The organism is Polaromonas sp. P3_A5, assembly GCF_056403055.1.
Genome location: NZ_JBFUGF010000001.1, coordinates 3,363,137 through 3,380,180, shown reverse-complemented (window position 1 = coordinate 3,380,180; position 17,044 = coordinate 3,363,137). Strand labels below are relative to the sequence as shown.

The window sequence follows — 17,044 nt, the reverse complement described above, 5'->3', positions numbered from 1 at the left end:
CGCAAGTCTTGATTGGCCTGCAGGCCAAAAGTTCTTACATTTTTGACTGGAAAACCAGCCCGGCGTGCTCGCGCAGTGCATGGAACTTGATCTTGGGCCACTGCTGCTCCACGGCACGCAGGGTGGCGCTGTGGTCCACCAGCAGGGTGGGCGCATCGACCGCATCCAGCGCCACGCGGTGGGCGTTGGCGTCCATGAATTTCTTGAGCTCGTTCGGGTCCTCGGACGTCACCCAGCGGGCCAGGTTGAAGTTGCTGCCCATGATGCGGGCCTTGACGCCGTATTCATGTTCGAGGCGGTGAGCCACCACTTCAAACTGCAGCTGGCCGACAGCGCCCAGCAGCAGCAATGAGCCGGCAATCGGGCGGAACACCTGGATCGCGCCTTCTTCACCCAGCTGCGTGAGGCCGGCACGCAGCTGCTTGCTGCGCAGCGGGTCGGCCACCTCGACGGCGCGGAACATTTCAGGCGCAAAGAAGGGCAGGCCGGTGAACTGCAGCGCTTCGCCTTCGGTCAGCGTGTCGCCCAGCTGCAGCACGCCATGGTTGGGAATACCGATGATGTCGCCGGCGAAGGCGGTGTCGAGCAGCTCGCGGCGCTGGCTCATGAAGCTCACCACGGTGTTGGGGCGCAGCTCCTTGCCGCTGCGCACCACCTTCAGGCGCATGCCGCGGGTGAATTCGCCGCTGGCCACGCGCAAAAACGCGATGCGGTCGCGGTGGGCCGGGTCCATGTTGGCCTGGATCTTGAAGACCACGCCGGAGAATTTTTTCTCTTCGGGGTGCACCACGCGCTGGATGGCTTCCCGTTCGGCGGGTGCGGGTGCCAGGTCGACCAGCGCGTCCAGCACTTCCTGCACCCCGAAGTTGTTGATGGCCGAGCCGAAGAACATGGGCGTCTGTTTGCCGGCAAGGAATTCGGCGCGGTTGAATTCAGGCGTGGCACCGGCCACCAGCTCGATTTCGCCTTGTGCCTGTGCGTATTCGGCGCCAAAACGCTTGGCGGCTTCGGCGTTGTCCAGGCCAGCCAGGATTTCATCGTCGCCGCCGGCTTTTTCTTCGCCGGGGCTGAAGACGCGCATGCGGTCTTCGCGCCTGTCGTAGACACCATGGAAAAGTTTGCCCATGCCGACCGGCCAGGTGAAGGGAATGACCGTCATGCCGAGTTCGCGCTCGATCTCGTCCATCACGCTCATCGGATCCTGCACCTCCCGGTCCATCTTGTTGACGAAGGTCAGGATGGGCGTGTTGCGCGCGCGGCAGACCTGCAGCAGGCGGCGGGTTTGCGGCTCAACGCCGTTGGCCGCGTCGATCACCATCAGCGCGGCGTCCACGGCGGTCAACACACGGTAGGTGTCTTCGGAGAAGTCCTGGTGGCCCGGTGTGTCGAGCAGGTTGATGACGCAGTCGCGGTATTCCATCTGCATGACCGAGCTCGCGACCGAGATGCCGCGCTGCTTTTCGATCTCCATCCAGTCGGAGGTGGCGTGGCGCGCAGCCTTGCGGGCCTTGACGCTGCCGGCGATCTGGATTGCACCCGAGAACAGCAACAGCTTTTCGGTCAGCGTGGTTTTACCCGCGTCGGGGTGGGAGATGATGGCAAACGTGCGGCGGCGCTTGACCTGTTTTTCGATTTCAGTGGAAGCTTGGGTTTCGGACATAACCCATGATTATCGGTGAGATGGCCCCCACGCTCCGCCGCTACGTGCCTTCGGCGTTCGCTGCCCCTTTCCTATGAGACAGGGGCTGGCCTTGCTTGGGGCGGCCCGGCGCGGCGGTCGCCGTTTCTTTTATTGGGGATGCGGTGCTTAACCAGGTTGCCGGGCAAATCGCGGTTGTTTCACCCCGTCGATCACGACCTCTTCATTAAACATGCCAGCAGGCCGCACCCATAGCCCTTTTTCGCCGTAGAGCGCGCGGTACAGAGTCATGGGCTCCAGGCTTTCGCTGTGACGCACGGTGCCGACTACCTCATACAGCATGCCTTTGTAGTGGCGGTACAGACCGGGCGGGGTTTCTATCAGGGGAGGCAATGCGTGTGCGGTGGCTTCTGGCATGAGGGATCAGGGTTTAAAAATATTGCGCGGTGGCTCGGTGGGACAATGGAGGCTATGCATCCTAAAGCCTTACTCGACAGTTGTTCCGAGCTTCTCAAGCAGGTCCTCAAATTTGATCATCCCGCCGACATGGTGGTGTCGCGCTATTTCCGCGACTATCGCCTCGGCCCGCGTGAACGCGCCACCGTGGCGGAAACGATTTACGGTGTTCTGCGCAAGAAAAATCTTTATACCTATCTGGCCCAGCATGGCAGCGGCGCGCCGGAGCGGCGTCTTGCGATTCTTGGTTTCGCAGCGGACCGCGACTTTCTTATGGGTGCGCTGACCGACCAGGAAAAAGACTGGCTGGCGCGTTGCGACCAGGTCAAACCATCGGACCTGATGGAGCTGCATCGCCACAACCTCCCGCAGTGGCTGGTTGATCCGTTGAAAGAGCAGCTGGGCGACGATTTCTGGCCGCTGGTCGAGAGCCTGAACGCACCGGCCGGACTTGATTTGCGCGTCAACACGCTCAAGGACAAACGGGCTGAAGTCCAGAAGGAGCTTGCGAAAGCAGCTATCAAAACCGTAGCAACACCGTATTCGCCCTGGGGCCTGCGCATTGCCGACGGCAAGCCCCAGCTGGGCAAACTGGATGCCTTTACGCGTGGCGCCATTGAAGTGCAGGATGAAGGCTCGCAGCTGCTGGCCCTGCTGGTCGATGCCAAGCGCGGTGAGATGGTGGTCGACTTCTGTGCCGGGGCAGGTGGCAAGACCTTGGCCCTGGGGGCTTCCATGCGCAATACCGGGCGCCTTTATGCGTTTGATACGTCGGGGCACCGGCTGGATGCGCTCAAGCCGCGGCTGGCGCGCAGCGGCCTTTCCAATGTTCATCCGGTGGCCATTGCCCATGAGCGTGACGACCGGATCAAGCGTCTGGCTGGCAAGATAGACCGGGTCCTGGTGGACGCCCCGTGCTCGGGCTTGGGCACCCTGCGGCGCAATCCTGACCTCAAATGGCGGCAGACGCCCAAGGCGATTGAAGAGCTCAGGGCCAAGCAAGCTGCCATTTTGCAGAGCGCTGCGCGGCTTCTAAAGCCCGGCGGACGCCTGGTTTACGCGACCTGCAGCGTTTTGCGTGAAGAAAACGAAGCCATCGCTGAAGCCTTCAGTGAGGCGAATAAAGAGTTCAACGTCCTTGAAACAGGGCCCTTGTTGACTCATCTGGGGGTGGAACACGCGGAAAAGCTCTGCCGCGGACCCTACCTTCGGCTCTGGCCTTACCTGCATCAGACGGACGGGTTTTTCGCAGCAGTATGGCAAAAGTCGTGATATTTTTGGCGACAAAAGACGACAGATAGGCCGAAGTTACATATTCATTCGTGATTTTTCGCACTGTTTTGACCTTGGATCCTGTGCCGAAAGTGACTTGGTATTTGTGGGGGATCGCCTTACAATAAGTGGTTATTTTTTGCAGCGCCTGGAGACACATCTGGATGGGCGACTGCTTCGGATTGTTTAAAGGATTTTTATGATCTTGTTTGATGCGGCCCTCGACTGGCTTGCCAATGGGTTGCTTGCCGCCAGCTGGTGGCAAATCGTGTTGTACACGCTGGTGACCACCCATATCACCATTGCCAGCGTCACCATCTACTTGCACCGTCACCAGGCGCACCGCGCCATGGACCTGCACGCGATTCCTTCGCATTTTTTCCGCCTCTGGCTCTGGCTGGGTACGGGCCAGGTCACCAAGGAGTGGGTGTCCATTCACCGCAAGCACCACGCCAAGTGCGAAACATCTGAAGATCCGCACAGCCCGCAGGCTTACGGCATCAAGAAGGTTTTCTGGGAAGGCGCCGAGTTGTACCGCGCCGAAAGCAAAAACAAGGAAACCATGGCCAAGTTCGGCCACGGCACGCCCAATGACTGGATTGAGCGCAACGTCTACACCCGCTATAGCTGGCAGGGCGTGGGCCTGATGATGATCATCGACCTGGCGCTCTTCGGTGCTGCAGGCCTGGCTGTCTGGGCCGTGCAAATGGCCTGGATCCCCGTGACCGCAGCCGGCATCATCAACGGCATTGGCCACTATTGGGGCTATCGCAATTTTGAGGCGCCTGATGCCAGCACCAACATTTCGCCCTGGGGCATCATGATTGGCGGCGAAGAGCTGCACAACAACCATCACACCTACCCGACATCGGCCAAGTTCTCGGTCAAGCCCTACGAATTCGACATCGGCTGGGTGTATATCCGTGCCATGGAAAAAGTAGGCCTGGCCTCCGTCAAGAAGGTCCCGCCCAAGCTCCAGCTGGGTTCCATCCAGCCTGTGGCAGATGAAAAAACCCTGGAAGCCCTGATCGCCCATCGCTACGAAGTCATGGCGGGTTTCGCGCGCGAACTGCGCCGCGCCGGCAGGGCCGAACTCGAAGTGCTGAAGGCCAAGAAAGCCGACGTGTCCGTGTTGCGCGCAGCCAATCGCTGGCTGCACCGCGATGACGACAAGGTGCCGGCCGCCGCCAAACCCCAGCTGGCGCAGGCCCGCGCCGAACACCCCGTGCTGGACAAGATGGTCACCATGCGGGAAGAACTGCGCCAGATGTGGCTGACCACTTCCGCTTCCCGTGAGCAGCTGGCTGCGGACCTGCAGGCCTGGTGCCACCGTGCTGAGGAAAGCGGTATCGCCGCCTTGCGCGAATTCTCGATGAAGCTGCGGGCTGCCCGCACCTGACCTGACGCTACATATCCGACCTGGTCACCCGGTCGAAACTTCAAGGCCGCTTCCGGAGAAATCCAGGAGCGGTTTTTTATTGTTCGGCGCAAGGTACGAGTTCCATGATCGAGCGCCCCAAGATTTGGTAATGGTAGGGTCGCTACCAGCGCACTGATCAGGGCGTTCGAGATTCGTCATCTTCTGCACACAGAAGAGCCTTCTCACGTGAATTGCGCTGAACCTGACACACTCTCGAGGTGAAAGCGCTGTCCCCACATTCGACAGCTGGTGGTCGCGCCCACTGACGAGCCAAACGCTGCCAGCGGCAGGTCGTAGTGCTTGAGGTTCTTCCTCCAGGAAACCGGCTGTTTGCCAATACTCGAGGCAAGAATCGCGGAAACAGCGGCGCACCCTTGATGCAGATTCACACACCCGCAACTCAAAACGGGCTATTGGGTCGATGCAGCGTAATTGATCGTCTGGCGGTCGACTTCACACCTACTTCATACAGTTCATCAAGACCTCACAGGCGCGTATCAGACTGCACCTATCGAAAGCCGAGTGCATCAACCTGGTGTTTTCATTTCGAAGAAAGGTCGGTCTGTGAGTTCAATCCGTAGCGTCGCTGCTCTTCCGCCATACACACGAATTTTCGGTCCGGTAACGACAAGAAAGACTGTCCGACTTTTAAAACTGTATCTGCTGCTCGTTGCGGGCGGCTCGACTTTGCTGCTTTTCGGGCATCAGGATGGCTTGCAGATTTTCGGCTTGGGGTTGATGGTGCCGGGCGGCGGATTTCTGGCGCACGCCGATATCTGCACAGGCCGTGGCATAGGTCATATAGCCGCCTGGCTGTGCTCGGTTGGTGCCTTGGCGTTTGCGCTGTTGGTCTGGTTTGGCACGGGCAATGTGTTGCTGCCTCCGCTTGTTTGGCTCGGTTCGGCGTTTTGGGCCGCGAGCATGAGCCATGGTGCAATTCAGCCAGGTGTGGTTCTTAATGTGTACTGCGTGCTCGCGCTGTCTGCTGCGGCGGGCTGCCTGTTGATGCTGGCCTGGTTTATGTTCTCAGGCCGGCAAAGGCGCATCGATAACGATTACCTAGTTCGACAAATGGCTCGATTGGACGTGATCTTCACAGCCCAATCATCAAGGCAAAAACCGGAAATGTCTTTGGCGCATCTGCGTCGTCTGAGGTTCGCACTCGATCGGGCTCTGCAACCTTTCGATGAATTTTCGGGATTCGAGCAACGCGATCAATTTCAGACGGCGGCGCTTCGGTATCAAGTCAACTTTCTGGCTTATGGCATTGCCTTGACGCAGGCACGCTTCACGCCTGCGTTAGGCGGGTACATGAGCGACGCGCAAAGCAGGTTGCTGAACAAGCAGACACAGCATCGCGCATGGGCCTACTGGTCGCTGGAAAATCTATGGGGAAACTTGCGGTGGAACTCCGACCCTGCTGCCCGTGAAAACATCATGTACACGGGCTTCGTGGCGCTGCAGATGGCCTTGTTCCAGGCAAGCACAGGAAGTCAGGAGTTTTCGAAAAAAGGTGCCTTTACGCTGGTGCATCCGAACGGAAAACGCTACGAACACAGTTTTGAGTCCTTGCTGTCCAGTTTGGAAAAAGAATACGAACGTTCACCCTTCTATTTGATGGCCTGCGAGCCCAACTGGGTCTATCCCCTGTGCAACACAATGGGAGCCGCGGCATTGCGTGCCCACGATGCGCAGTACGGTCAGATGAAATGGGCCGGTCACGCGCCAGAGTTTCGCCGGCATCTGGACGCGGAGTTTCTGGATGGCATGGGTCGCTACGTGCCATGCCGTTCTACGTACACGGGATTGGCCTTGCCCGCCATTGGTGGCGCAATGCCCCTGGCGATGCCCTGCTACTTTTTGAATGCGCTGGAACCTGACCTGGCGCGTCGCCAATGGCTGTTGTTGAGACGTCAGATGTTCGATAGTCATGAGCGACTTCGACGCAGTGAATTCTGGCCCATCGATACGGGAAACTATGGTTTCTCAAGAGGGAGTGCTTACGCAGCGACGGCCTTGGCGGCGGCAGAGTTGGGCGATGAGTGTGTGTATCAAAACTGCATGGATGCCCTGGAGTACGAGTGTCCAACTACTCTCAGTCACGGGGTCGCCCACAGGAATAAGGCCTCGGTATGGGCGCATGGTGTCGAGCTGATGGCGCACTCGGGAGGGCGCGACAGCTTTCGAAACCTGATCAGTAACCCGCTTCCATCAAAAGGTCCCAGATTGGAACCCCTGTCCTATCCCGATGTGCTGGTTGCAGCTGCGCACTCCGATGCTGTAAGCAGCTCTTTGCAAGCGGTGCTGTACGGCGGAGCCGGTGATGGCATTAAGAGCTTGGGCGTGTCGGGCTTGCGTCCGTTGGCACCTTATCGGGTCACAGGCGCATGCCTGACGCAGGTTCTGGCTGATGGCATGGGAAATGTGTGCTTGCAGATTCCGCTTGCTGGGCGCACCTGTGTGACGCTAGAGCCGGCCGGCGCGCTGTGATGGGTTGCTGTATTTTGATGGCCACGGTATGGGGCTGCTTGTATGGGTTGCAGGTTATGCAGGTGTGCACCGTTCGACGTTCATGTGTTGCCCAGGCTTGGCGCTTGGTAAACAGGAAGGATGGGAAATGAAAGAAGTCCCTCATGCCCGCGCGGCGCAACGATTCACTCTGGTCGCACGCCTCAAGAGCTTTGGTTATGCCTTCGAGGGGATTGCCTTGATGCTTAAAACACAGCACAACGCATGGCTGCATCTCATCGCCACAATACTAGTGACGGGGCTGGCCGGTTGGTGCCGAGTGGACGCCGGCGATTGGCGCTGGCTGATTGGTGCGATGACCATGGTTTGGATGGCAGAGGCCATGAACACTGCAGTGGAGTCGCTCTGCGATGTTGTGTCGCCACAATATTCATTGGCAGTCAAATGCGCAAAGGATCTTGCCGCCGGCGGCGTGTTAATTGCGGCTTGCGCAGCAGCGGCAACCGGCGTCATAACCTTCTGGCCCTATTTGGAAAATAGTCTATAAAGTTCCGTCGATGACTCTGCTCTTGGAGTTAGCCTGAGTTGGTTGCGGATTTGGCTTGCCAGATGATTGCGTTGTGGCGCTGTGCGTGATGTGCCGCCTTGGTGGTAAGACTTAAACCACAGCTAGGCTTATGTGGACCAGATTTCGACAGGATTCAAACAAGCCGCGTAGCAACCTGCTTAATTGGTGGGAGTTTTGTTTTCTAAATCCCAAAAAATAAAGGACACCGAGGTGTCCTTTATCTGGATGTGCCGACCGAGCGGGTAGTTTTTAACTAGGCACGGACTCGTAACTATTTATTTCAGCTTGATTTCTTTGTATTCCACGTGCTTGCGTGCCTTGGGATCAAATTTCATGATCAGCATCTTGTCGGGCGTGGTTTTCTTGTTTTTGGTGGTCGTGTAGAAATGACCCGTGCCGGCAGTCGATTCCAGCTTGATTTTTTCGCGTGCGCCTTTAGCCATGATGCTTCTCCTTAGACTTCACCGCGGGCACGAAGGTCCACCAGGACTGCATCGATGCCTTTTTTGTCGATCAAGCGCAGACCGGCGCTGGTGATGCGCAGGCGCACCCAGCGGTTTTCGCTTTCGACCCAGAAGCGGCGGTACTGCAGATTAGGCATGAACCGGCGCTTGGTTTTGTTGTTTGCGTGAGAAACATTGTTTCCCACCATCGGGCCTTTGCCCGTTACCTGACAGACGCGTGCCATGAGCACTCTCCGTAAAAAATTAGAAATCGGATGCTGGCAAAGGGTAAATCTGCACGAGACAGACCTGCAAATGCTCAGCTAAGCCATAGATTATAGCCTGAAAACTGATTTGGTCCAATTCTGCCGATTGAGAGCCTCGGCAGGGCGGCAAAAGAGCTGGAAAAAAGAGACAAAAAGAGGAAGTCAGCGCTTCCTCTGGTTTTCAGGAGCCTTGTTCCAGGAAGCGCTGGGCATCCAGCGCCGCCATGCAGCCTGTTCCGGCGCTGGTAATTGCCTGGCGGTAAATATGGTCCTGCACATCGCCGGCAGCGAAGACGCCCGGAACGCTGGTCATGGTGGCAAAGCCCTGCAGGCCGGTTTTGGTGATGATGTAGCCGTCTTTCATTTCCAGCTGCCCTGCAAAGATGTCTGTGTTCGGCTGGTGGCCGATCGCGATAAAACAGCCTTTGAGGGTGATGTCCTGCGAGGCATCGCTGTTTGTGCTCTTCAGGCGGACGCCGGTCACCCCTGAAGCGTCACCGAGCACCTGCTCCAGCGTGTGGTGCAGTTTGAGCTCGATCTTGCCCGCGGCCACTTTTTCGTGCAGTTTGTCGATCAGGATGGCTTCGGCCTTGAATTTGTCGCGGCGGTGTACCAGCGTGACTTTGCTGGCGATGTTGGATAAATACAGTGCCTCTTCGACGGCGGTGTTGCCGCCACCCACCACGCAGACCTCTTCCCCGCGGTAGAAGAAGCCGTCACAGGTGGCGCAGCCGGAAACGCCGCGGCCCATGAATGCCGTCTCCGACTCCAGGCCCAGGTATTTGGCGGAGGCACCGGTGGCGATGATCAGCGAGTCGCAGGTGTAAGTCCCACTGTCGCCCGTCAGGGTAAAGGGGCGTTTGCTGAAGTCGACCTTGTTGATGTGGTCAAAAATAATCTCGGTCTTGAAGCGCTCGGCGTGCTCCAGGAAGCGCTGCATCAGGTCGGGCCCCTGCACGCCATGCACGTCGGCGGGCCAGTTGTCGACCTCGGTGGTGGTCATGAGCTGGCCGCCTTGCGCAATGCCGGTGATCAATACCGGGTTGAGATTGGCGCGCGCTGCGTAGACGGCTGCGGTGTAACCCGCAGGCCCTGAACCGAGGATGAGGACTCTGGAATGTTTCATGATGAAAAACTGATTGGGAAAGTGTAAGAACTCATGTAGAGTCATGCCGCATAAGTGCAGCGTCAAGTAAAAACAGCTGCTGGTACTTTTCAGGCATTTGATTTCTTATGAGATTGCGTGCCATTGTAAGAACTCACGCGACTAGCCGTCGGATGTGAGGTTGGGAGATATCTGCTATGACGACGATGGTGTCTAACCTGGAATTGATTCGCCGGGTCCCTCTTTTTTCCGTGTTGACTGCCAGCCAGGCTGCATCGGTCGCCGATACCGTGGTCAAGCGCCGGTTCAAGCGCGGCGAGCCTATCGTGGAACAGGGCAAAAAATCCAACGCCCTTTCCATCATCCTGACCGGCCGCGCACGCGTCATCACCACGGATTCCCGTGGCCGCGAGGTCATTCTGGCCACCATGCACCCCGGCGACTATGTGGGTGAAATGAGCCTGATCGACAACGAACCTCACTCCGCCACGGTGCGCGCCGAGATCCAGACCGATGCCCTGATCCTGGGCCGCCTGGAGTTTGCGCGTTGCCTTCCGGAAAACAGCTCCATGGCCTATGCCGTGCTGAAGGGGCTGGTCCAGCGACTGCGCCATGCAGACCGCCAGATCGAATCGCTGGCCCTGATGGATGTGTATGGCCGTGTGGCCAGGGCGTTGCTCGAATTCGCCAATGAAGACGGCAGCGGAAATGCCGTGATCCGCGACAAGGTTTCAAGGCAGGATCTGGCCAAGATGGTCGGCGCTTCGCGCGAAATGGTCAGCCGGGTGATGAAGGATCTTGAAGAGCGCGGATTCATCGAAACCCGCGACGATGGCTCGCTTTTGGTGAAAGAGCGTCTTCATACGCTGGGATAGGGCCCTGGCAGACCCCTGCCGTACGGTTTGGCGTCTCTGGCGCCCCTCAAAGCCCTTAGCCAACTGCGGTAAGCTTGGTACTGCAACCCGGAAATATCGAAACATGAAAGCGCGTCTTCGTACCCATGGCGGCGTTGCAAGCCTTGCGAAGGCAAATAGCCTTCGCTGCGGCTCGCGCCTTGCTCTGGGCACGAATCCATCCCTTTCATTTTGTCTCGCTACTTCCGGCTCGCAGTACTAGCCGGGCCATGACTTACTCACTCGACACCCTGAACTCCAGAAATTCCCCAGCCGCGGGCGCGCCCAGCGGCATCAAACGCTTTGCCCATGAAGTCAGCCTGATTCTGGGTCTGCTCGGCCTGATTTTCTGGCTCGCGGCATTGCTCAGCTATTCATCGCAAGACGCTGCCTGGTCAACATCCGGTACCGCGGACGTCCTGGGCGGCGCCCAAGCTGCGGCCCGCAATTGGGGTGGCCGCCTGGGCGCATGGCTGGCAGATGCGAGCTATTTCCTGCTGGGCTTTTCCGTCTGGTGGGCATTGGCGGCAGGCGCACAGGTCTGGCTGTCTTCATTGGCGCGCTGGCTTCGCGGCGAACCCCTTGCTGCCGATTCATCCCACTCCGCCGGCCGGATCCGGTTCTGGCTGAGCCTGCTCCTGCTTTTACTGGCCAGCGCGGCGCTGGAATGGTCCCGGCTGTATCGTTTTGAGTTCAGGTTGCCCGGCCACGCTGGCGGCGTGCTGGGTTACCTGGCTGGAACGCAGGGTGAGAAATGGCTGGGCTTTGCTGGTTCGGGCCTGGTTTTCATTGCGCTCGGCGTGATTGCCGTGTCCGCCGTGTTCGGCTTTTCCTGGGCGCATGTGGCCCTGCGTGTCGGCGCCTGGATTGACAACCTGATTGATTCCCGGCGCGAAAAGCGCGAAATCGCCGAAGACCTCGCCTTCGGCAAGCTGGCTGCGCGCGAGCGCGAAGAGACCTTGATAGACGAGCGCATCGAGATTGAAGAGCACCACCCGGTGCCGGTCCTGATCGAGCCCGTGCTTGTGGACATTCCCAAAAGCGAGCGCGTGGCAAAAGAACGGCAAAAGCCGCTCTTCAGTGAAATGCCCGACTCCAAGCTCCCGCAGGTTGATCTGCTGGACGGTGCGCTGACGCGCCAGGAAACCGTGGCGCCCGAGACGCTGGAAATGACCTCGCGCCTGATCGAGAAAAAGCTGAAAGATTTCGGCGTCGAGGTGCGTGTCGTGGCCGCCGCTCCCGGCCCCGTCATCACACGTTATGAGATCGAACCCGCCACGGGCGTGAAGGGTTCGCAGGTTGTCAACCTGGCCAAGGATCTGGCGCGCGCCCTCAGCCTCGTTTCCATTCGCGTGATCGAAACCATTCCCGGCAAAAACTACATGGCGCTGGAGCTGCCCAACGCCAAGCGCCAGTCCATCAAGCTCAGTGAAATTCTGGGATCGCAGGTCTACAACGAAGCCAAGTCCATGCTCACGATCGGTCTGGGCAAGGACATCAGCGGCGCTGCGGTGGTGGCTGATCTTGCCAAGATGCCGCATTGCCTGGTGGCCGGTACCACCGGCTCGGGCAAGTCGGTCGGCATCAACGCCATGATCCTGAGCTTGCTCTACAAGGCCGATGCACGTGACGTGCGGCTGCTGCTGATCGACCCCAAGATGCTGGAGATGAGTGTCTATGAAGGCATTCCGCATTTACTGGCGCCGGTGGTCACCGACATGCGCCAGGCCGCCCACGGCCTGAACTGGTGTGTGGCCGAAATGGAAAAGCGCTACAAGCTCATGAGCAAGCTGGGCGTGCGCAACCTGGCCGGTTACAACGCCAAACTCGACGAGGCCAAGGCCAAGGGCGAATTTATCTACAACCCCTTCAGCCTCACGCCGGAGCAGCCCGAGCCGCTGGAACGCCTGCCTTACATCGTGGTGGTGATCGACGAGCTGGCCGACCTGATGATGGTGGTCGGCAAGAAGATTGAGGAACTGATTGCCCGCCTGGCGCAAAAAGCCCGGGCCGCCGGCATCCACCTGGTGCTGGCTACCCAGAGGCCAAGCGTGGATGTGATTACCGGCCTGATCAAGGCCAATATCCCGACCCGCCTGTCTTTCCAGGTCAGCAGCAAGATCGACAGCCGGACCATCCTTGACCAGATGGGCGCTGAGGCATTGTTAGGAATGGGTGACATGCTTTACATGCCGAGTGGTACAGGCTTTCCAATTCGGGTGCATGGTGCGTTTGTGAGCGATGATGAAGTACACCGCGTGGTGGCCTACCTCAAGCTGCAGGGCGAACCCAATTACATCGATGGCGTTCTGGAAGGCGGCACGGTCGATGGCGAGGACGGCGACCTGCTGGGTGATGGCGGCAGTGGCGGCAACGGCGGAGGTGAAAAAGACCCGATGTACGACCAGGCCGTGGAAGTCGTGCTGAAAAACCGCAAAGCCAGCATTTCACTGGTGCAGCGTCATCTCAAGATCGGCTACAACCGCGCGGCGCGGCTGGTCGAAGACATGGAAAAAGCCGGGCTGGTCAGCGCCATGAGCGGCAGCGGCCAGCGCGAAATCCTGGTGCCCTCACGGGCGGAGTGACGATCATGAAGAAATATTTTGCTACTATTTTGATAGCTGCTTGCGCCCATTCCGTATGGGCCGACGGCCTGGAAAGCCTCGAAACTTTCGTGAAGACCGTCAGCAGCGGCCGCGCCGAGTTCACCCAAGTGGTGACTGCGCCCGGCAAGGACGGCCAGGCTGCACGCAGCAAGACGTCGAACGGTACGTTTGAGTTTTCACGACCCAACCGTTTCCGCTTTGTCTATAAAAAACCTTTTGAGCAAACCATCGTGGCCGACGGCCAGACCCTGTGGCTCTATGACGCAGACCTGAACCAGGTCACCTCGCGCAAGCTCGCCCAGGTACTCAACGGAACCCCGGCCGCCGTGATCGCCGCTGCTGCTGACCTCAAGGGCCTGCAAGCCGATTTCAACCTGGCTTCCTTGCCTGACAGAGATGGTTTGCAGTGGATACAGGCCAAACCCAAAACCAAAGACGGCCAGTTGCAGAGCATTAGCGTCGGTTTTAAACCGACCGGGAAGGGCAGCGAACTCGCCATGCTGGAAATCCTTGACAGCTTCGGCCAGAAGTCAGTGATGACCTTCAGTCAGTTCGAGATTAACCCTGCACTTGGCCCTGCGAGCTTCCAGTTCAAGACGCCGGCTGGGGCGGACCTGATTCGCCAGTAACCGCCTGCGGTGGTTTTCCCATGCCGGTTTCAATTCCCGGATTCATGGTGGTCATCAAACCCGGTTTTCTGGCTTTCTCACTGACAGTTTGATTCTGTATTCCGAGAGGATGTTGTTTTTTTCGCGCGCCATGATTTCCAGCTCTTCGCCTGAAAGCTTCCCGTCCGAAAACATCTGGCTATAAGGATCGGCGATCACTACTTCCACATCAGTGGTCACAAAATCTACCCCCAGATAATGGGCAAAGGGTGAGTTGGGGAAGCCCTTCAATTTCCACTCGTCATTGTTTTTTTTATCGAACAGTGCAAACAGGGCGGGGGTGATGATTCGCACGTGCGTAGGATCGCTGATGAAATTGTCGTGCCTGGGATGGGGTACGTTAACTTCAATGACAGCACTGTTTTTGCATACGCGATAGAGTTCTTTCATGATGCCCAGAAAAACACTGGATTGCTGGCCCATGTGCTCAAGAGAATGATTAAAAATGACGGCATCGACTGAACTGTCGTCCCACATCCACGGAGTGACTTCTACGTTAAAAACTACATCCGGGTTGCATTCCTGAAATGCGTCCACGTTGACATATCCGGCAAACTTGTTGTGACCGCAACCAATATTGAGTTTCATAAGGATTTACCGCAGTTTTTGATGAATTGATGAGCCAGTAGTGATTATCGGTGTGCGCAACCGCAAGCTGTTTGCGGCCCCCAGGCAGCGCTGACCAGACACTAAAGAACCCCTTGCGCTAACTAGATGCCGCACATGTATCCCTTATGCCAACGAAGAGCCAACCTCTAGCAGAACGCTTGCGCCCCCAGTCGCTGGGCGAGGTCATCGGCCAGCAGCACCTGCTGGGCGAAAGCATGCCGCTGCGCATCGCATTTGAATCAGGCCAGCCGCACAGCTGCATCCTCTGGGGACCGCCCGGCGTCGGCAAGACCACCATCGCGCGGCTCATGGCGAGCAGTTTTGATGCTCACTTCATCACCATCTCCGCCGTGCTGGGCGGCGTCAAGGACATCCGGGAGGCAGTCGAGCAGGCGTCTGTCTGGCAGGGGCAGGGCGGCAAGCGCACGATTGTGTTCGTCGATGAGGTGCACCGCTTCAACAAAAGCCAGCAGGACGCTTTTTTGCCGCATGTGGAAAGCGGCCTTTTCACCTTCATCGGTGCCACCACCGAAAACCCTTCGTTCGAGGTGAATTCGGCCTTGCTTTCACGCGCCGTGGTGTATGTGTTGCAGCCGCTGGAGGAGGCAGATCTCAAGCAAATAGTGGCCAAGGTGCTTGCTGAGCATGCGCTACCAGCTATCGAAACAATAGCAAATGAAGCCGTTGACAGGCTGGTTGCCTATGCCGACGGCGACGCCCGCCGCCTCTTGAACACGCTCGAGTCCCTCAGCGTGGCGGCCAAGGCCGAAAAAGTGACCGACGTCGGCGACGTCTGGCTGCTCAAGGTACTGGGCGAGCGGATGCGGCGCTACGACAAGGGCGGCGAACAGTTCTACGACACCATCTCGGCGCTGCACAAGTCGGTGCGCGGTTCCGACCCCGATGCCGCGCTCTACTGGTTCATGCGCATGCTCGACGGCGGCGCCGAACCGCGCTACATGGCGCGCCGGCTGGTGCGCATGGCCAGCGAAGACATCGGGCTGGCCGACCCGCGTGCCTTGCGCATGGCGCTGGATGCTGCGGAAGTCTACGAACGCCTCGGCTCCCCTGAGGGCGAGCTGGCGCTGGCCCAGTGCGTCATCTATCTGGCGGTCGCGCCCAAGTCCAATGCGGTCTACAAGGCCTTCAACGAAGCCAAGGCTTTCATCAGCAAGGACGGCACCCGCCCGGTGCCCCTGCATTTGCGCAATGCACCAACAAAGCTCATGAAACAGCTCGATTACGGCAAAAACTACCGTTACGCCCATGACGAGGAAGACGGCTTTGCCGCGGGTGAGAATTATTTTCCGGAAGGCATGTCACCTCCAGGTTTCTATCGCCCCGTCAACAGAGGACTGGAGATACGCATAGCGGATAAGTTAAATGAGTTGAAAATTAAGAACAATAAGAAAAACTGATAAAAAACAAAAGCCGCTGATAAAGGTGAATTCGACCCGAAAATTTCACTTTCTCAAGGGTAAACCCCGCGAAAACCGCACCGCTGGCTCGATTCTCGCTAGAGACGCTTGGCTACAATTTGCGGATTAGCTCGCCAACTTCACCAGCCATCCGGCTTTGATAGGCGGGCTTTTTGTTAACTCAAGCCAGTCACCGGCGATCCCGGTGGATGGTGGCCGCCAGGCGGAGTTGGCGATTTCATCAAACGGACGGAGAGTGAGTTATGGAAATATTGCTACAGCAGATCATCAATGGTCTGGTGCTGGGCAGCATGTATGCCTTGATCGCCTTGGGCTACACCATGGTGTACGGCATCATTAACCTGATTAACTTCGCACACGGCGAAGTGCTGATGGTGGGGGCTTTGACCAGCTGGACCATCATTGGTCTGATGCAGGATTCCATGCCGGGCACGCCGGGCTGGATTATTTTGCTGATTTCGCTGTTGATCGCCTTTGTGGTGTGCGGCGCCCTCAATTTCGCGATTGAGAAAATCGCCTACCGGCCCTTGCGAAACTCCCCCAAACTGGCCCCGCTGATCACCGCCATCGGCATGTCGCTATTGCTGCAGACCCTGGCCATGATCATCTGGAAGCCCAACTACAAGCCCTATCCCACGCTGTTGCCTTCCGAGCCCTTCCAGGTCGGCGGTGCTGTCATCACCGTGACCCAGCTCTTCATCCTGGGCGCAACCGTTGTCTCCCTTTCCGTACTGATGTGGCTGGTGCATTACACCAAGCTGGGCCGCGCCATGCGTGCCACCGCTGAAAACCCCCGCGTCGCGGCGCTCATGGGCGTGCGCCCCGACACCGTCATCTCGGCCACCTTCATCATCGGCGCCATCCTCGCCGCGCTGGCTGGCGTCATGTACGCCTCCAACTACGGCACGGTGCAGCACACCATGGGCTTCCTGCCCGGCCTGAAGGCCTTCACGGCGGCTGTGTTCGGCGGCATCGGCAACCTGGGCGGCGCGGTGCTTGGCGGCATTTTGCTGGGCCTGATCGAATCCATCGGCGCCGGCTACATCGGCCCGCTGACGGGCGGCGTGCTGGGCAGCCAGTACTCCGACATTTTTGCTTTCATCGTGCTGATTTTTGTGCTCACGCTACGGCCTTCAGGCTTGCTGGGTGAGCGTGTAGCGGACCGGGCGTGACGCCGCGTCCATCCGGTAC

15 protein-coding genes are annotated in these 17,044 nt (G+C 58.4%); 9 read left to right on the top strand and 6 right to left on the bottom strand.

The genetic code is table 11. From position 1 onward, the window contains the following. Positions 1-34: 34 nt before the first annotated feature. A complete protein-coding gene (locus AC1DU8_RS16140) occupies positions 35-1,660 on the bottom strand; it encodes a peptide chain release factor 3 (protein WP_457279498.1) in 1,626 nt (541 codons plus the stop codon). A 147-nt stretch (positions 1,661-1,807) separates the two neighbouring features. Next, positions 1,808-2,056: a DUF1653 domain-containing protein gene (locus tag AC1DU8_RS16135; RefSeq protein WP_457279497.1), complete on the bottom strand. Its 249-nt coding sequence runs from the start codon at positions 2,054-2,056 to the stop codon at positions 1,808-1,810. 54 nt (positions 2,057-2,110) lie between these two features. Between AC1DU8_RS16135 and AC1DU8_RS16130 the strand changes: the two genes are divergently transcribed. From AC1DU8_RS16130 to AC1DU8_RS16115, 4 genes are all read left to right on the top strand, one after another. After that, on the top strand, positions 2,111-3,367 hold the full coding sequence (locus AC1DU8_RS16130; protein WP_477666176.1) for an RsmB/NOP family class I SAM-dependent RNA methyltransferase: 1,257 nt from the start codon (positions 2,111-2,113) through the stop codon (positions 3,365-3,367). 199 nt (positions 3,368-3,566) lie between these two features. Further along, positions 3,567-4,766 (top strand): DesA family fatty acid desaturase, encoded by a 1,200-nt coding sequence (locus tag AC1DU8_RS16125; protein ID WP_457279495.1) that lies wholly within the window; start codon positions 3,567-3,569, stop codon positions 4,764-4,766. Positions 4,767-5,351: 585 nt separating this feature from the next. Next, positions 5,352-7,277, top strand: a complete 1,926-nt coding sequence (locus tag AC1DU8_RS16120; protein ID WP_477689950.1) for a linalool dehydratase/isomerase domain-containing protein — start codon at positions 5,352-5,354, stop codon at positions 7,275-7,277. 127 nt (positions 7,278-7,404) lie between these two features. After that, positions 7,405-7,803: a diacylglycerol kinase family protein gene (locus AC1DU8_RS16115; RefSeq protein WP_457279493.1), complete on the top strand. Its 399-nt coding sequence runs from the start codon at positions 7,405-7,407 to the stop codon at positions 7,801-7,803. A gap of 296 nt (positions 7,804-8,099) precedes the next feature. On the opposite strand, the gene rpmG is transcribed toward AC1DU8_RS16115, so the two are convergent. From rpmG to trxB, 3 genes are all read right to left on the bottom strand, one after another. Further along, a complete protein-coding gene (gene rpmG, locus AC1DU8_RS16110; RefSeq protein WP_007863188.1) occupies positions 8,100-8,267 on the bottom strand; it encodes a 50S ribosomal protein L33 in 168 nt (55 codons plus the stop codon). Positions 8,268-8,278: 11 nt separating this feature from the next. Next, entirely contained in the window at positions 8,279-8,512 is a 234-nt protein-coding gene (rpmB, locus tag AC1DU8_RS16105) for a 50S ribosomal protein L28 (RefSeq protein ID WP_293403299.1), read from the bottom strand. 202 nt (positions 8,513-8,714) lie between these two features. Beyond that, positions 8,715-9,659 (bottom strand): thioredoxin-disulfide reductase, encoded by a 945-nt coding sequence (gene trxB, locus AC1DU8_RS16100; protein WP_457279492.1) that lies wholly within the window; start codon positions 9,657-9,659, stop codon positions 8,715-8,717. A gap of 176 nt (positions 9,660-9,835) precedes the next feature. On the opposite strand from trxB, the gene AC1DU8_RS16095 reads away from it, so the two are divergent. The 3 genes from AC1DU8_RS16095 (at position 9,836) to lolA (ending at position 13,766) form a co-directional block, all read left to right on the top strand. Beyond that, complete coding sequence (locus AC1DU8_RS16095) at positions 9,836-10,513, top strand: Crp/Fnr family transcriptional regulator (RefSeq protein ID WP_431097946.1); 678 nt, start codon at positions 9,836-9,838, stop codon at positions 10,511-10,513. Between the two features lie 248 nt (positions 10,514-10,761). Then, positions 10,762-13,116 carry a DNA translocase FtsK gene (locus tag AC1DU8_RS16090; RefSeq protein ID WP_457279491.1) on the top strand — a complete coding sequence of 785 codons (2,355 nt, stop codon included), beginning with the start codon at positions 10,762-10,764 and terminating at the stop codon, positions 13,114-13,116. A gap of 5 nt (positions 13,117-13,121) precedes the next feature. Continuing rightward, positions 13,122-13,766 (top strand): outer membrane lipoprotein periplasmic chaperone LolA, encoded by a 645-nt coding sequence (gene lolA / locus AC1DU8_RS16085; protein ID WP_457279490.1) that lies wholly within the window; start codon positions 13,122-13,124, stop codon positions 13,764-13,766. Positions 13,767-13,820: 54 nt separating this feature from the next. Here lolA and AC1DU8_RS16080 read toward each other — a convergent pair whose 3' ends face one another. Next, on the bottom strand, positions 13,821-14,393 hold the full coding sequence (locus AC1DU8_RS16080) for a class I SAM-dependent methyltransferase (RefSeq protein ID WP_457279489.1): 573 nt from the start codon (positions 14,391-14,393) through the stop codon (positions 13,821-13,823). Positions 14,394-14,539: 146 nt separating this feature from the next. On the opposite strand from AC1DU8_RS16080, the gene AC1DU8_RS16075 reads away from it, so the two are divergent. Both AC1DU8_RS16075 and AC1DU8_RS16070 read left to right on the top strand, forming a co-directional pair. Beyond that, positions 14,540-15,832 (top strand): replication-associated recombination protein A, encoded by a 1,293-nt coding sequence (locus AC1DU8_RS16075; RefSeq protein WP_457279488.1) that lies wholly within the window; start codon positions 14,540-14,542, stop codon positions 15,830-15,832. A gap of 263 nt (positions 15,833-16,095) precedes the next feature. Continuing rightward, a complete protein-coding gene (locus AC1DU8_RS16070; RefSeq protein ID WP_457279487.1) occupies positions 16,096-17,025 on the top strand; it encodes a branched-chain amino acid ABC transporter permease in 930 nt (309 codons plus the stop codon). Positions 17,026-17,044 lie beyond the last annotated feature (19 nt).

Bases quoted from the DNA above. Each gene is read 5' to 3' on its own strand.
- AC1DU8_RS16140 (WP_457279498.1), bottom strand. From the start codon at position 1,660: ATGTCCGAAACCCAAGCTTCCACTGAAATCGAAAAACAGGTCAAGCGC.
- AC1DU8_RS16135 (WP_457279497.1), bottom strand. From the start codon at position 2,056: ATGCCAGAAGCCACCGCACACGCATTGCCTCCCCTGATAGAAACCCCG.
- AC1DU8_RS16130 (WP_477666176.1), top strand. From the start codon at position 2,111: ATGCATCCTAAAGCCTTACTCGACAGTTGTTCCGAGCTTCTCAAGCAG.
- AC1DU8_RS16125 (WP_457279495.1), top strand. From the start codon at position 3,567: ATGATCTTGTTTGATGCGGCCCTCGACTGGCTTGCCAATGGGTTGCTT.
- AC1DU8_RS16115 (WP_457279493.1), top strand. From the start codon at position 7,405: ATGAAAGAAGTCCCTCATGCCCGCGCGGCGCAACGATTCACTCTGGTC.
- rpmG (WP_007863188.1), bottom strand. From the start codon at position 8,267: ATGGCTAAAGGCGCACGCGAAAAAATCAAGCTGGAATCGACTGCCGGC.
- rpmB (WP_293403299.1), bottom strand. From the start codon at position 8,512: ATGGCACGCGTCTGTCAGGTAACGGGCAAAGGCCCGATGGTGGGAAAC.
- trxB (WP_457279492.1), bottom strand. From the start codon at position 9,659: ATGAAACATTCCAGAGTCCTCATCCTCGGTTCAGGGCCTGCGGGTTAC.
- AC1DU8_RS16095 (WP_431097946.1), top strand. From the start codon at position 9,836: ATGACGACGATGGTGTCTAACCTGGAATTGATTCGCCGGGTCCCTCTT.
- AC1DU8_RS16090 (WP_457279491.1), top strand. From the start codon at position 10,762: ATGACTTACTCACTCGACACCCTGAACTCCAGAAATTCCCCAGCCGCG.
- lolA (WP_457279490.1), top strand. From the start codon at position 13,122: ATGAAGAAATATTTTGCTACTATTTTGATAGCTGCTTGCGCCCATTCC.
- AC1DU8_RS16080 (WP_457279489.1), bottom strand. From the start codon at position 14,393: ATGAAACTCAATATTGGTTGCGGTCACAACAAGTTTGCCGGATATGTC.
- AC1DU8_RS16075 (WP_457279488.1), top strand. From the start codon at position 14,540: ATGCCAACGAAGAGCCAACCTCTAGCAGAACGCTTGCGCCCCCAGTCG.
- AC1DU8_RS16070 (WP_457279487.1), top strand. From the start codon at position 16,096: ATGGAAATATTGCTACAGCAGATCATCAATGGTCTGGTGCTGGGCAGC.